14 protein-coding genes and 1 pseudogene are annotated in these 15115 nt (G+C 55.9%); 12 read left to right on the plus strand and 3 right to left on the minus strand.

Translation table 11 applies throughout. The annotated features are described in order from the left end of the window. The first annotated feature begins 1 nt into the window (after nucleotide 1). The 8 genes from FH749_11225 to FH749_11260 all read left to right on the plus strand — a co-directional run bounded on the left by FH749_11225 (nucleotide 2) and on the right by FH749_11260 (nucleotide 8910). Nucleotides 2-694 carry a hypothetical protein gene (locus FH749_11225; protein MTI96034.1) on the plus strand — a complete coding sequence of 231 codons (693 nt, stop codon included), beginning with the start codon at nucleotides 2-4 and terminating at the stop codon, nucleotides 692-694. Beyond that, nucleotides 687-1523 carry an ATP-binding cassette domain-containing protein gene (locus FH749_11230; GenBank protein MTI96035.1) on the plus strand — a complete coding sequence of 279 codons (837 nt, stop codon included), beginning with the start codon at nucleotides 687-689 and terminating at the stop codon, nucleotides 1521-1523. The genes FH749_11225 and FH749_11230 overlap by 8 nt, the downstream gene beginning before the upstream one ends. 69 nt (nucleotides 1524-1592) lie before the next feature. After that, complete coding sequence (locus FH749_11235; GenBank protein ID MTI96036.1) at nucleotides 1593-2300, plus strand: zinc/iron permease; 708 nt, start codon at nucleotides 1593-1595, stop codon at nucleotides 2298-2300. A 117-nt stretch (nucleotides 2301-2417) separates the two neighbouring features. Continuing rightward, complete coding sequence (gene tkt / locus FH749_11240) at nucleotides 2418-4400, plus strand: transketolase (GenBank protein ID MTI96037.1); 1983 nt, start codon at nucleotides 2418-2420, stop codon at nucleotides 4398-4400. A 143-nt stretch (nucleotides 4401-4543) separates the two neighbouring features. Next, entirely contained in the window at nucleotides 4544-5521 is a 978-nt protein-coding gene (locus FH749_11245) for a glycosyltransferase (protein ID MTI96038.1), read from the plus strand. Between the two features lie 254 nt (nucleotides 5522-5775). Next, nucleotides 5776-6768: an ABC transporter substrate-binding protein gene (locus tag FH749_11250; GenBank protein ID MTI96039.1), complete on the plus strand. Its 993-nt coding sequence runs from the start codon at nucleotides 5776-5778 to the stop codon at nucleotides 6766-6768. 96 nt (nucleotides 6769-6864) lie between these two features. Continuing rightward, the gene (locus FH749_11255; protein MTI96040.1) at nucleotides 6865-7713 is read left to right on the plus strand and encodes an ABC transporter permease subunit; all 849 of its coding nucleotides are present in this window, start codon (nucleotides 6865-6867) and stop codon (nucleotides 7711-7713) included. Nucleotides 7714-7737: 24 nt separating this feature from the next. Beyond that, the gene (locus FH749_11260; GenBank protein MTI96041.1) at nucleotides 7738-8910 is read left to right on the plus strand and encodes a glycine betaine/L-proline ABC transporter ATP-binding protein; all 1173 of its coding nucleotides are present in this window, start codon (nucleotides 7738-7740) and stop codon (nucleotides 8908-8910) included. Here FH749_11260 and FH749_11265 read toward each other — a convergent pair. From FH749_11265 to FH749_11275, 3 genes and pseudogenes are all read right to left on the minus strand, one after another. Next, nucleotides 8873-9237, minus strand: a pseudogene (locus tag FH749_11265) (type II toxin-antitoxin system RelE/ParE family toxin). The gene FH749_11260 and the pseudogene FH749_11265 overlap by 38 nt on opposite strands. Beyond that, complete coding sequence (locus tag FH749_11270) at nucleotides 9238-9630, minus strand: AbrB/MazE/SpoVT family DNA-binding domain-containing protein (GenBank protein MTI96042.1); 393 nt, start codon at nucleotides 9628-9630, stop codon at nucleotides 9238-9240. A 112-nt stretch (nucleotides 9631-9742) separates the two neighbouring features. Beyond that, nucleotides 9743-10486 (minus strand): SagB/ThcOx family dehydrogenase, encoded by a 744-nt coding sequence (locus FH749_11275; GenBank protein MTI96043.1) that lies wholly within the window; start codon nucleotides 10484-10486, stop codon nucleotides 9743-9745. Nucleotides 10487-10617: 131 nt separating this feature from the next. Here FH749_11275 and yjjI point away from each other — a divergent pair, with 131 nt between their 5' ends. The 4 genes from yjjI (at nucleotide 10618) to FH749_11295 (ending at nucleotide 14914) form a co-directional block, all read left to right on the plus strand. Continuing rightward, a complete protein-coding gene (gene yjjI, locus FH749_11280) occupies nucleotides 10618-12093 on the plus strand; it encodes a YjjI family glycine radical enzyme (GenBank protein ID MTI96044.1) in 1476 nt (491 codons plus the stop codon). Further along, nucleotides 11963-12916 (plus strand): YjjW family glycine radical enzyme activase, encoded by a 954-nt coding sequence (yjjW, locus tag FH749_11285; protein MTI96045.1) that lies wholly within the window; start codon nucleotides 11963-11965, stop codon nucleotides 12914-12916. The genes yjjI and yjjW overlap by 131 nt, the downstream gene beginning before the upstream one ends. A 12-nt stretch (nucleotides 12917-12928) precedes the next feature. Further along, nucleotides 12929-13834: a hypothetical protein gene (locus FH749_11290; GenBank protein ID MTI96046.1), complete on the plus strand. Its 906-nt coding sequence runs from the start codon at nucleotides 12929-12931 to the stop codon at nucleotides 13832-13834. A 72-nt stretch (nucleotides 13835-13906) separates the two neighbouring features. Then, entirely contained in the window at nucleotides 13907-14914 is a 1008-nt protein-coding gene (locus FH749_11295) for a hypothetical protein (GenBank protein ID MTI96047.1), read from the plus strand. The last annotated feature ends 201 nt before the right edge of the window (nucleotides 14915-15115 follow it).

Genomic DNA, 15115 nt, shown 5'->3' on the forward strand with positions numbered 1-15115 from the left:
GATGAATTTTGCCGCTCTGGACAATATTGCCGTCAATCATCACTGCTGGTTACAGCGTTGTTCGCTGCCGGCCAAGGCGCTGCTGGCCGCTCTTACCATTTATTTGGTGCTGAGTAGCTTGGTGCTGGAGTTTTTGCTGGGGGTAGCGCTGCTGCTATTAGCTGTGGTGGTGGTCAACCGCCTGCCACTGGTAACTGTGTTGGCCCTGGTTTTGTTTCCAATGTTCTTTGCGTCAATCTTCGCCGTCAGTCTCGGGGACTGGCAATTGGGCTTGGTCTTGGTGCTGCGGGCCGGTTCGGCGGCGCTCACGGTTCTGCTGGTGTTTTTGACGACACCGCCGGTGCGAGTGTTGGGATTGCTGGCGGCACCCATGCCGAAGATATTTGGCGAACTTCTGTATTTTACGTACCGGGCGTTGTTTTTGCTCTGGGAAACGGTGGACCGGCTGCTCAGGGCGGTCCGGTTGCGGGGCGGGTTCGGCGGCGGGCTGCTCTTTCGCTGGCGGACCGCGGCTAGGGTTTACGGGGCAATGATTGCCCGGGCCTTTGACCTGGCCCAGCGCCAATACCAGCTCTTGAATCTGCGGGGCCTAGGGACAGGTTTAAAAGTTAGCCGGGATTGGCGTCTGCGGCGGGCTGATATTTCTTTGCTGCCACTGGCGGCGCTTCTAATAGCGTGGTGGTTATATGTCTAAACCGATAGTTAAGCTGAATTGCTTGCGCCATATCTATCCCGACCGCACTGAGGTCTCCCTCTGCGGCGTGCGGATGGAAGTCCATCCCGGGGAGCGGGTGGCGATTCTTGCCGCCAACGGCGCCGGAAAGACCACTTTGCTCCAACACATAACCGGGCTGTTGCAACCGGTTGAGGGGGAAGTTCAGGTGTTTGGCCGTTCGCCGTACAAAGAGTTTGAGGCGGTGCGCAAGCGGCTGGGCGTTGTGTTTCAAAATCCGGCGGAGCAGATCATCGGGCCGACGGTGCGGGAGGATATTGCCTTTGGCCTCAACCATTTGCGGCTTACGAAAGCGGAAACTGACGAGCGCGTAGATGAGGCGCTGGCAATGCTGGGCATTGAACACCTGGCGGATAAGCTGCCCCACTACCTCAGCGGCGGCGAGTTGAAGAAGGTGGCCCTGGCGGGGGTGCTGGCGCCGCGACCGGAGCTCTTGATACTGGATGAGCCCTTTGCCCAGTTGGACCCCTGGGGTGTGCGGGAATTGGTGGCGCTCTTACGGGGCATCAATGCCCGATTGGGAACGGCGCTGGTATTTACCAGTCATCAATTGGAACCGGTGGCGCTTCTGGCCGACACAGTTTATTTGCTCCATCAGGGGCATGTGGTGGCCCAGGGGACGCCGGCGGAAGTTTTCCAGCACTCATCGCTTTTGGAAAAATGCCGTTTGCAGGCGCCGGATTTGGTGCAGCTTGTTTCCCGCTTGCGGGCTGGGGGCGTGAATTTGGCCCCGACTTTGGATGTAGATGAAATTGCCGAGCAGTTGTTGACATATGTAAGCGAATCGTAAATCTCCGTTTTTCGCTTGACATTTAACTGAGATCTTGAGAATAATTATTAGAAGAGCGGAGGTGGCATAGTGACAGATATATTAGTTATTAGTACGCTGGCTGGCCTGACAACTGTCTTGGGAGCCGGGATTGCCTTTATCTGGGGGCAGCCGACCCGGGGCTGGCTGGCGTTTATGTTAGGAATTGCCGGCGGTGTGATGCTGGCGATAGCGACGATGGAACTTATTCCTGCGGCAATGGAGATTGGCGGCCATGTTCAGGCGGTGCTGGGTGTCCTGGCCGGCGCAATTGTGATGATGCTGGCGGATACACTGGCCCCGGAGAACGGACAAAAAGCCTGTGAAAAGGAGCAGTGGCTGCGGACCGGGCTGCTGATCTTCTTTGGGATTGCGGTGCATAACCTGGCGGAAGGTCTGGCAATTGGCGCTGGCCATATTGCAAGTCCGGCCCTGGGTATTTCGATTGCAATAGGCATTGCCCTCCATAACATTCCCGAGGGGATGGCAATGGCGGTGCCGCTGCGTATGGGCGGCATGAAACCGGTCCTGCTCACTGCACTATTGGTGTTCGCCGGATTACTGACGGCGGTGGGGGCGGCCCTGGGATACGTGATGTTTCAGACCAGCGATTTCCTGGTGGCGGGGGCCCTGGGTTTGGCCGCCGGCGCCATGTACTACATTGTCGTGGATGAGCTTGTTCCCCGGGGGCGCAAGTACCATCGGCATTGGGCTGCTGTTGGCTTAATTAGCGGACTAATTCTTGGAATGATGCTCTAGCTAGCAGGATTATCCAAGCAGGCGGCGAAAACTTTATACGAGAGGGATGGAGCCAAACTTGTTCGGTGTTTAATGAAGGGACAAGCTTGGCTCCTTTTCGCAAATGGGGGTGAAAGGATGAACAAAGACCAGTTGGCTGTTAACTGTATCCGGATGCTGGCCGCTGAGAGCGTGGAGAAGGCCGGTTCCGGTCATCCCGGGCTGCCCATGGGCGGGGCCGCCATTGGCTGGACGCTTTGGTCACAGTTTTTGCGTCACTTTCCCAACGATTCCTACTGGCCGGACCGGGATCGGTTTGTGCTCTCGGCCGGTCATGGGTCGGCATTGTTGTATGCGCTTTTGCATATCTTCGGTTATGATGTATCTATTGAAGATCTCCAACAGTTCCGGCAGTGGGGCTCAAAGACCCCGGGGCATCCGGAGTTTGGCCACACCGACGGGGTGGAGACAACCACAGGGCCCTTGGGCCAGGGGTTCGCCAATGCCGTGGGCATGGCAATTGCGGAGCAGCGCCTGGCCGCCGAATTCAACCGCCCGGGCTTTGAATTGATTAACCACCATACATACGTCTACATGGGAGACGGCTGCATGATGGAGGGAATAACGGCCGAGGCCGCCTCCCTGGCCGGGCACCTGCAGCTCGGCAAGCTGATTGCCCTCTATGACGACAACCAGATAACCATCGACGGCAGTACCGATTTGAGCTTCAGCGAAGATGTGGGCGGTCGCTACCGCGCTTGCGGCTGGCAGGTGCTTACGGTCTGCTCTGGAAACGATACGGTGGCGCTTGCGGAAGCGCTGCATGCCGCCCGGGCCAATCTCAACCAGCCCTCGTTAATCATCGTCCGCACCCAGATAGGTTACGGCAGCCCCGGCAAGCAGGGAAGCGCGGCCGCCCACGGCGCGCCCCTGGGGGCTGAGGAACTGGCCCGGACCAGGGAATATTTAGCTTGGGAGTATCCGCCCTTTACCGTGCCCGAGCCGGTAACAGAGTTGGTGGAAGCGCGTAAGCAGAACCTCACCCGCCAGTACAAAGAGTGGTTAAAACTACTCTCCCGCTATTTTGATAAATTCCCGGAGGAGGCGGCGCGCTGGAGGCGCTGGCATCAGGGGGACGTGCCAGCCCAGTTGGCAACTGATCTGGCCAGTTTGGTGTTTGATGCGCCGGAGGCAACCCGGGCGTCGAGCGCCAGGGCCCTGGCAGTGGCGGCGGAACATATGCCCAATCTCTGCGGTGGCTCCGCCGACCTCAATGTCTCCACTTTGACCTACCTGGATGGTAAAGGAGATTTCACAGCAACAAACCGCCGGGGCAATAATATTTTCTTTGGCATCCGCGAGCATGCCATGGCGGCAATTTGCAACGGGCTCAGTCTGCACGGCGGCTTGCGGGCCTTTTGCGCCACTTTCCTCACCTTTGCCGATTACCTGAAGCCGGCACTGCGCCTCAGCGCCCTGATGCGGCAGCCGGTTATCTACGTGTTTACCCATGACAGTATCGGGGTGGGTGAGGACGGCCCTACCCATCAGCCGGTGGAACAGTTGGCGATGCTGCGCAGCATTCCCAACCTCCATGTCCTGCGCCCGGCCGACGGGCGGGAGACGGCTCTCGCCTGGCAGCTGGCGGCGGAGCGCCGGGACGGACCTACGGCGCTGATTCTTTCGCGCCAGAAGCTGCCGCCCCTGGTGGGGACCGGGCCGGCTGTGGCCCGGGGCGCCTATGTTCTCGGGGAGCGGCCACAGCAGGCGGATATTCTGCTCCTGGCCAGCGGCTCGGAGCTGCAGCTGGCGGTTGCGGCCCGGGACAGGCTGGCGACAGAGGGTATTGTCGCCCAGGTGGTGAGCATGGTGTGCCAGGAGCTGTTTGCGCTGCAGGAGGATAGTTACCGGCAACAGGTGTTGCCGCCGGATGTGCCCCGGCTGGGTATCGAGGCGGCCCATCCCATGGCCTGGGGACAGCTGTTGGGTCCGGGGGATATCTGCATGGGACTGGAAGAGTTTGGCGCCTCGGCGCCCGGTCCCGAGGTCATGGAACGACTTGGCTTTACAACTGACAATATCGTGGCCCTGGCCAAGGAATTGGTTAAGCAAATAGGGTGAATCTTGTTTTTGTTAGAAGACGGAACCGCGTTGGTTCCGTCTTTTTGATTTATATATACAGTTATCTGCTTGCACTTGCCCAGGAAATAAACCATAAACTGATTAGTGACGCGAAGCGAAACCGGTGCGTGCGAGGTGGTTTAATGCTCAGGGTGCTGTTCGTCGTGCGGCGGGACTTGGAGACCAATCCCGGGGCTGACAGCGTTCAGGTCCAAAAACTCCACGGGGGCCTGCAGCGACTGGGTGTGGAAGTGGATATCTGCAATAACGGGATGGACAATTTGGGATCACAATATGATATTGTGCATTTTTTTAATCTTTTTCGGGCCCGGGAGCTCTACCCGGCGTTTCGGAAATTGGGTTCTACTGCGGTGAAAAAAATACTGACACCCCTATACTGGCCCCTGGAGCGGATACGGATGGCCTGGGGTCCCGGACATTATCGGCGCTGGCAAGCGGGTGCCCCCCTGCGCCGGGAGTTGGTGGCGGGTATGGATATGCTGGCGCCGGCGGCAGCTGTTGAGGCGGAACAAGTGCTGGCCGAATATAGCGTTGATGTCAGCTGGCAGGTGGCATCGGTGGGGACGGATATCCATCGGTTGCCGGAAGAGCCAGTAACGTTATCGCCGGAGACCGTGCTTTGCGTTGGGCGAATTGCCCTGTGGAACAATCAGCTGGCTCTGGCCCGGGTATGCCGGCAGCTGGGGGTGAAGCTGGTTCTGGCGGGTCCAATTAGCGACTACGGCTACAGCTTGCAGATTCGTCGGGAGAATCCGGCAGTGGAGTTTACCGGCCGCGTCGATGAGCAACGTCTCGCCGGATTATATCGGAGCGCGGCCCTGCATGTGCAGCCGGCCTGGTATGCAGTGCCCGGATTAGTCAATCTCGATGCAGCGGCCCTGGGCTGTCGGCTGATTGCTACTGCCGAAGGCAGCGCCCGGGCCTATCTTGGCGATGCTGTAGGCTATTGTTCGCCGGATGATTCGGCGCTTTTAAAACGGTTGGTTGCGGCAAACTTGGGCCAATCGGCGCCGCCGGGATTGGATATGGCGGTGCAGAGCGCCTGGAGTTGGCGACATGCAGCGGAAATAACGGCATCAATATATAAGCGATTGGTCTGATCGAAATTCGGTCCACTTTTGACGGACTTGGCGTCGAGGTGGACTTTTCGTTTGCAAAAAATCGGTAAACTGAATAGCATTCCGAAGAAAATATGTGGATTTCTGAGGATAGCTTGTACAGTTCATCCAGGCCGTGGGTATCATCCGGACATATCTGGAGAACGGGATGAAGGCATGTAAACGGCTTTTGCCACATTAAAGCGGTAGTGGTATCATTAATGGTAGGTTAATTATGTCAACAGGAGGTCGATTTTTTGGTTAATAGAAAAATTATTTTGGGATTATTAGCAGCGGTTTTGATCATCGCTGCCGGTTGTGCCCCGACTCAGGGCGAGACTTTGGTCTTCGCCGACGCAGGTTGGGACAGCATACAGTTTCACAATGATGTTGCCGCGTTTATCATCGAGAATGGTTATGGATATGAGACTTCAGTGATGTCCGGCTCCACGCCGATGACATTTACTTCCCTCAGGGAAGGCAGCATTGACATCTATATGGAGACTTGGCAGGAGACTTTCATGGACACTTATAATGAAGCGATTGACAGCGGCGATATCATCGAGCTGTCGGTCAACTTCGATGACTCCCGGGGCGGTTACTACGTTCCCACCTTTGTCATCGAGGGGGATCCGGAACGGGGTATCGAGCCGATGGCGCCGGACCTGCGCCGGGTTGATCAGCTTCACGAATACTGGGAATTGTTTGAGGACCCCGAAGACTCTGGTCGCGGCCGGATTGTCGGCTCCCCGCCTGGTTGGGAAGTTGATGTAATCATGGCTGGCAAGGTCGAAGGCTACGGGTTGGACGAGTATTATAATTACTTCAGCCCCGGTTCCGATGTGGCCCTGGCCACCGCCTTGTCCAGCGCCCACGAAGCGGGCGAACCAATTGTCGGTTATTACTGGGAGCCCACCTGGTTAATGGGAATGTATGATTTCACTTTCCTGGAAGAGGACGAGTATGACGAGGAGCAATGGTCCCAGGATTACACCACCGAGAACCCGTCGATGCCTGTTACAGTCACTGTGAACAGCGAATTGCCGGATACAGCACCGGATGTGGTGGCATTCCTGGAGAACTATCAGACAAGCACCGAACTGACCAACCTCGCCTTGTCCTACATGCAGGAGAATGGCGTAGACACCGAAGAAACGGCCCTTTGGTTCCTGAAAGAGTATGAGGACCTTTGGACCCAGTGGGTGCCGACAGACGTTGCTGAACAAGTCAAGGAGGCCCTTGCTGAATAATTACTCACAGGATTCCTGACAACGTGATGACGGTGTACAGCCACCAGTTTTGTCCTGGCTTTGCACCGTCATCTTTTAAATTACGGGGGTGAATGAATGTTTCCAGAACAAATTAGTTTAGAACTGGGTAAATACGCGGATGATTTTATCCGTTGGTTAAACAGTAATTTTGGCGCTGTGTTTGATGCCATCCGCGACGGCGTGCTCTGGCTGCTATTGAATATCGAGTGGCTGCTGTTGTTGATGCCCTGGTGGTTATTTATCGGCCTGGTGTTTCTCCTGGGCTGGCGCCTGAAATCTGTGGTCTCGGGGCTCGTCTTTGCTGCGATGATGTTCACCATTGGTGCCTTTGGCCTCTGGGAGCCGACAATGTCGACGCTGGCGATTGTGCTGGCCTCGGTGTTCTTCTCACTTTTGGTGGGCATACCGGTGGGGATCGCCATGGGCAGCAATAACAAATTGGCGGTGTTTTTAAAGCCAGTTTTGGACGCGATGCAGACTCTGCCCAGCTTTGTCTACCTGATTCCCGCTGTTATCCTGTTTGATATGGGCAAGGTGCCGGGTGTATTTGCGACAATGATCTATGCCCTGCCGCCAATTATCCGGTTGACGGACCTTGGCCTGCGTCGGGTGTCTAAGGAAATGGTGGAGGCCGGTCAGTCCTTTGGTTCCTCCTCCTGGCAGATGTTGTTCCGGGTCAAACTGCCCCAAGCGCTGCCGACGATTATGGCTGGGATTAACCAGACGACAATGATGGCTTTGGCAATGGTGGTTATTGCGGCGATGATTGGCGCCGGCGGAGTCGGCCATGTTGTGGTGACATCAATCAACCGCATCGATATTGCCCGGGGCACTGAGAGTGGTCTTGCCGTTGTGTTTCTGGCGATTATCATCGATCGGCTGACTCAGAGTATGGCCGACCGCTATAATTTTGACGAAAGTTAAATCCAGAGGACAGGAGGTGGAGAAATGAGTGCAAAATTGCAGGTAGAAAACTTGACCAAGCTCTTTGGCCGTCCCACCAAGCAGGTGATGAGCATGCTGAAGCAGGGCGTTGCCAAAGATGAAATTTTAAAGAAAACCGGCTGCACTGTCGGTGTAAATAGTGTTTCTTTTGAGGTTGAGGAGGGCGAAGTTTTCGTAATCATGGGGCTCTCGGGCAGCGGTAAGTCGACTTTGATTCGCTGCCTGAACCTGTTGAACAAACCTACCAGCGGCAAGATTTTGGTGGACGGCGAGGATGTATCAAAATACTCTAAGCAGGAACTGCGCCAGTTCCGGCAAAACAAGATGGCGATGGTGTTCCAGCACTTTGGGCTCTTTACCCATATGACGGTGCAGGAAAACGTCGAATACGGCCTCATGGTCAAGGGCGTGCCCCGGGCCGAGCGCAGCGAAAAGGCGCTGGAAGTGCTGGAGAGTGTCGGCCTCGGGGGCTGGCAGGACAAGCGCCCCGGCCAGCTGAGCGGCGGCATGCAGCAGCGGGTGGGATTGGCCCGGGCGTTGGCCACCGACCCCGACATCCTCCTGATGGACGAGCCATTCAGTGCTTTGGATCCGCTAATCCGGCGGGACATGCAGATGGAGCTCCTGGAGCTACAGGAGAATCTCAAAAAGACAATTATCTTTATCACCCACGACATCAATGAAGCGTTTAAACTAGGGGACCGGGTGGCAGTGATGAAGGATGGTGTGATCGAGCAGGTTGGCACCCCGGAGGAAATCCTCGCCAACCCGGCCAGCGCTTATATAAAGGACTTTGTCCAGGATGTGGACCGCTCCCGGGTGCTCCAGGCCAAGGATGTAATGTTTACGCCCAGCGCCCTGCTTTCCCAGAAGTCCGGCCTAAAGACGGCGATCCGGGAGATGGAGACCAATGGCATCTCAAGCATCTTCATCGTTGGTCCAGAGCGCAAACTGTTGGGCCTGATTACCATTGATGATGCCATCAACGCCTTGAAGGAAAACAAAACTATCCGGGATATCCTTATCCATGACTATCCCACCACCGGCCCCGAGGCCTATGTTCATGAGCTGATACCGTTGGCCAAAGACACCCGCTACCCGATAGCGGTGCTCAACGAACAGGAACGCCTGCTGGGTATCATTGTCCGGGCATCGGTAATATCTGCGTTGGTGTAAACAGACAGGGCGGACCACTTGGTTCGCCCTGAATTTTATTGCATATACCGTTTAGCTCTTTATAGAAGTTTTCTCTGGTGCCTGCCATGATGATAACAATAATGTCGCCGTTATTTAACTTGGTGATGCGATACGCAAGTCGTAATTGGTTCTTTTGTAATACAGATCAAGACAATATAGCCCTTTTAGGTCGCCGCTTTTTGCTTGTCCAACCTGTGGGTTTCTACGGATGCTAAGAATAGCATCTTTGAATTTGTTTTTTAAACCGGGATCCTTGAGTTTCTTAAAATACTTCTTTGCACTTGGCATGTACGCAATCGGAAGCATTTATTCTCCAGACGTGTTATCGTTTCCCGGGTCAAAAACCTCATCTGTTGGATCATGATAATTATGGGATGCTGCTTCAGCGATTGCGTCAGCCTCCTCAATCAGTTGTTCTACAGCCGGGCGAACCTGACGATTAATTTTTTTGAACTCTGTCAGTAATTCCTCTCCGGAATATCCTTGGGCAATCAAGTCTGCTAAAATTTCTTCGCTAAAGGCATCTTGGTTTTTCACTGGGGTGAGTATCAACATGTCTTTCGCATAGATGCAGTCCACTTCTTTAGAAAGCCCCAATGCTTCAAAATATTTAGCCGGAATTGTTATCTGGCGTTTAGAAGAAATGTGGATGCGACGTTTATCATAAGGCATCTCCGGACAAGGTGTGGAGCGATTCATATGATTTCCCCCTTTTGTAAGGAAACTTGGTTCCTTACCAGTATATGCTAGATGTGCAGAACTATCAAGTTTCAGTAAAAAAACCTGCCGGTAGTGCGGCAGGTCGAGAATTTTACTTCCGTCCTTTGAGTTGGCCGGCCGGGGCCATGTAGATGACAAACTGCTCTTCGCCATCGAGACCTAGCATTTTATTCATGAACGCATCGTCATAGGCGGCAACTGCACAACAGCCCCAGCCAATCTCCTCGCTGGCCAGGTAAAGGTTTTGACAGACATGGCCGGCATCCAGGAAAATATAGCGCCAGGCCCGTTCGCTGTAGCGCCAGGCGCAGCGGTAGGGCACGGCCACCCAGATAAAGGTGACGGCGGCGGTGCGGATCCACTTCTGGCGCATGCTGCCCTCGACAATGTGCTCGGTGATATCCTTGTCGGGCTTGATCAGGGCCAGCTGATGGCTGAAGGCCAGGTAGCGGTAGAGTCCGGGTTCGAGACCATCCACATTATGTACAGCCAGCCAGGTGTCAAAGGGGTGTCGGGCGCCGGCTGAGGGCACTGTGCGCAGACTGGCAATCTCCAGCTTCTCTTTGACGCCGTTGGTGCTCCACAGCAGGTAGGATAAGTCCATCAGGCTCACCGGTTTGTCATCGAAATTGCGCTTGCTGCGCCGCCGGTTGATTGCGTTGCTTACTGTCACATCTTTTACTTCGGTTTGTTCCGGCGCCGGCAGGTCGATAATTTTATGGCCCGCGGGCAGCGGCGTTTCCAGATCGGGACAGGGCACTTCCTGGTTTTGATCCGATTCGCTGACATAGGGGTAACTGGTTGCTTGTAAAAACTGCTTACCGACATCTTTCATAAGAATCCACCTCTCTAAAGCTTTACCAGCATTATACCTGCACCAGGGGCGCTTTCGCAACTTGCTCTGTCTGTGAAAACTGTGGGATTTGAGAGCTCAATCCCGTATAATGAAGGGAGGGAGGGGTTGGCATGGATATTTATGAACTCTTGACCACACCGATGGAATATAGTCGCAAGCTCCGGGCCCTGGCCCAGGCGGCGGAAAACAGCGTGCAGCCGCTGGCGTTTTCGGCGGCTACAACGCAGCTGCTGAAAAGCGGCGCCCTGGATGACATGGCCGAGGGCAACGCACCTTGGCGGCCCCGCTATATACTGCCAGACTACCAACGGTTGTTTACCGAGGGTTGTCGGTGGCTGGAGCTGGCGCCGCCGACGGATCTGGACGAAGCCCTGTATACATTACTTATCTTTTACACTTACGTCCCATCGATTACATCCTATCCAGTTTATCTGGGGGCCCTGGACCAGCTGCTGGCGCCCTTTGCGGAAGCTGTGGCGCCAGAAACCCTGGAGCGCAAGCTGGCCCTGTTTTTGCGGGCAGTTGACCGGATGTTCCCGGATAACTTCGTCCATTACAATATTGGGCCGCGGGCCAGCAAGGTGGGTCAGGCGCTTTTGGCCGCAGAGGCGAAGTTGAAGCAGTCGGTGCCTAACCTCAGCCTGCTCTGCTCAGCGGAAACCGAAGCGGATTTCCTGGAGTTGGCGGTGCAAACTGCCCTCAAGCTGAGCAAGCCTTATTTTGTGAATAACGTGCGGTTGGAGCAGTTCTATGATGGGCGCTGTGGCGTTGCCAGCTGCTATAACACCCTACCTATTGGTGGCGGCGCCTATACTTTGACCCGCATCAATCTGAAAGAGCTGGCGGCAGGCACTGATGCTGGTCGGGAGGAATTTATCGAGGCAGTTTTGCCGGCGGCCGCCCGGGCCCTGGCCGAGCTTACCGAAAAGCGTATCCGCTTCCTGGTGGAAACGAGCGGATTCTTCGCCTCCTCGTTTCTGGTGGACGAGGGCTTTTTGCGCCGGGAGCGGTTTACGGCAATGGCCGGTATTGTCGGCCTGGCCGAGGCGGTAGCGATGATCGGAGAGCGGGAAGGGCAAGCGCTGATACTAGGTCGCGACCAGGCGGCGGCGGAACTGGGCCAGCAGATAATCGCTAGGTTGGAGAGCGAGCTTGCGGCAATACCGATGCCGTACTGCGAGATTTCCGGCGGGCGGGCGCTGCTCCACGCCCAGGTGGGTATGCCCTTTGATGTGGACACCACTCCGGGCACCCGGATTGCCACCGAGCACATCCCGCCGCTTTTAGACCAGCTGAATGTGGAACTGCCCTTTCACAAGTTTTTCCCCGCCGGCACCAGCTCAATCCTCGTCTTTGACCAGACGGCGGCGAAGAATCCGGCAGCGCTGACGGATATCATCCGCGGCGCCTTTGCCCAAGGAGCACTGACTTTGTCCATGAACTCCGTAGACAGTGATGTGGTGCGCATCACAGGCTACCTGGTGCGGCGAAAAGACCTGGAGCGCATGGGCTGGCATTCGGTGGACGATAATGCCGTGGAGACGGTGGAGCGCCTGGGTGTGCTCCGGCGCCGGGCCAACAGTTGATATGAGTGGATTAATTGCCGGATGGCAGCCACTGGGCCTGGTGGATGGCCCAGGCTGCCGCTTTGTCCTCTTTTTCCAGGGCTGCAATATGTTTTGTCCCACCTGCCACAATCCCCACACACGTCAATTATGCGTTGGGTGCGGGAATTGTGTGGCGGTGTGTCCTGGGGGCGCCCTGAAGCTTGAGGGCGGACAGTTGCGCTTTGACGCGGAGACTTGTGAGGCCTGTGAGCGCTGCGTGGATGTCTGTGTGCATTCCGCCAATCCTCGGGCCCGTCGCATGACTGTGGCGGATGTGGTGGAAATGGTGCGCCCGTATAAGCCGTACTTGGCCGGGGTTACCTTGAGTGGCGGCGAAGTCACCTGCCAGCCGCGATTTGCCCGCAAGTTGCTATTGGCACTGGAGGGGGAGCTGGCGCTTGCTGGGTTGTTGGACAGCAATGGCTTGGCGACTCGGGAAGTGTGGGACCAATTGTTGCCGGCGGCGGAAGGTGTGCTTTTGGATATTAAGGCGGTGGAGCCGGAATTGCATCGGCAACTGACCGGCACTGAGCTTGCGCCGGTGTTGGCGTCCCTGAAGTATATCCACGGCCAGGGCAAGCTGGTGGAAGTGCGGCATTTGCTAATTCCCGGCTTCACTGCCGGAGAAGAACATTTCCGGAAACTCTGCGCTCTGGTAAGGGAAATGACGCCCCAGCCGCCCCTGCGGCTTCTAGCATACAGTAATTTGCGTGCGGACAAGGAGATTCCTGCGTTAAGCCAGGAGGAACTGGCCAGTTGGCAGGAGCGAGCCCGGGAGGCAGGCATTGAACGGGTAATTTGAGGGAGGGATAACGTGGACATACGTTGGACATTGAATATTGACGGCACGTCCCGGCCGCTTGCCCTGGAAAGGGACCATTATAGCGGCGAGCTGGATGTCCGGGACTCAGAAGGAAATCTTTTGGCCAGTGCAAAGCCGGAGTTTGGAAAGAGCAATGAATTTCTGCTGCCGTTTACCGTATCTGGAGAAGCGCTAATTCTTCAGGTGCGAAAAAACAGCGGGAGTCATACATATGCCCTGTTGCATAAAGACAGGGTTTTGGTCTCGGACCAACTTCACGGCGATGAATTTTCCGTACATGCCGCTTATTCTCCGAGTCCGATATGGCTGATGAATTTACTGATGGTCATGCTGATCGCGGTCCAGGGGGCGGCAATGGGGAATCGACTTCTTGCCTGGGCCGGTTTGCTGGCACTGATGGCAATAATTCTGTATATAACCGGCAACTACGCCTGGGTGCGTTTGGGTCGCTTGCATATTTCCCCGGCGGGGATTGCCTGGCGCAGTCCGCTTCGGAACCGGGAGCTAGGCTGGGAGGAGCTCAGTGAATTCAGCGTGGATCGCCGTGGCTGCATCCGGCTGGCCGATTCTTACCAGGCGCTGAAGCTGACCCCGGAGATGTTTGTGCAGTTACCCGAGCTGGTTGATATAATCGGCCAGCGCAGTGGTCTGGAGCCAACGCCCCGTCCACTGTCCGGAGAGCGTCTTCTGTTGCGCTGGAGCCCTGTAATGCTGCTGATTGCCGCCTTCGGTTTCGTTTTTGTCTGGCAGTACATAGTCCCCTGGGCCCTGGCTGCGGGGGTGGTCATTGGCGGCGGCGGGGCCTGGTGGAGCTTAAGGAATCGGGATTACGTATGTTATTGCCCTATACTTTGGGTCGGCGCTGGTTGGAACGGGAATACAGTAAACAAAAGTTGACCATTAGCTGAGTCAGGGGATGAGTGAATAAAACGCGAATGGCTGATTGAGAATGACGGTGAGGTCTACCGGGTGCGGGTGAAGTACCGCCCGTTTTTTAGCCGGCTGCTGGTCTGGGTCAATGACGAAAAGGTGGTGGCCCGGGGCGGTGAGTTACAGCTGGGCAAGCCCCAGGATCTCCTGCAGCGGTTTATGGTCGGAAGCAATGAGTGCCTGCTGAAGTTTTTGTATCTTGATCATGGTTCGCTGACGGTGATGTTGAAGTATAAGGAGGAGGTTGTGCTGCCTGCCGGGTCGGGTGAGGCCGGAGAGATTCGGGCCGCACTCCCTGGAGTGCAGTTTTATATGGATACTCTCGCTCTGTTTGTTATGTCCTTTGGTGTTGGTGTGCGGACCTGGCAGTGGTATTGGGCCGAAGTGCTGACTCCCCTTATAATCGCAGGCACACTCTTTGCCCTTATTTGCGGTTGGGGGATTTATGTGCGGCAACGGGCAAAGTTGACGCTTACAGATGAAGAGATTGTGTGCCGAACCTGGCGCGGTCAGTGGCAGTTGCGCTGGTCGGAGCTCACCACCCTCAGCAAAGACAAGATCGGTGTTTTGCGCCTGAGCGACGACTATGTGACGATAGCTATTTCCCCGGAAATGTTCCCTGATGTGCCGGCGATTCGTGAATTTGCCCGTTCCCGGAGCGGTTTGGCGCTCGAGCGCCGGGCGGTGGCCTTAGAAGCATTCCTTTGGCGTCATGGACTAGCGGTGTGGATTTTCTTTGCCTTGGGCGCCGTGGCGTTATGGCTGTGGGGCGCACGCTGGGCGTTGATTATTGGCGCAGTTTCGGGCTTAATCTTGGGTTACAAAACGGAGGGCGGACTTGCTGTACGGTTGCCGCGGATTGTGGGTGCATCGCTAATTCTTGGGATGTTCGTTGCCGAACTGAGTATCGCAATGCGCTCAGCCGGTTATGCATTGGGAATTGTCCTTTCATTGCTGGTGGGGCTGGCCCTTGGTTACGTTGCCCCGTTTGTATACAGCCGTAAGTGGCTGGGGGCAGAGTTTGAGCGCCAGGAACTTGAAGTCTAGACTGCCTCCGGGACGGTTCCGAACTTGCCTAGCTTAGATAGTAAAACACCCCGGTTCCGAGCCGGGGTGTAATTTATGTGCGACGGGCAGTCGCGCCGCTGTAGACACACTACAGCAAGCTGGTTATGAACGACAGCGGTCAAGTTACCATATGTAACAACTGGTCGAGAGTCGGGAAAATCAGTAGAATCTCGAAGGTGC

Source organism: Bacillota bacterium (assembly GCA_009711825.1).
Taxonomy (GTDB): Bacteria; Bacillota; Proteinivoracia; order UBA4975; family VEMY01; genus VEMY01.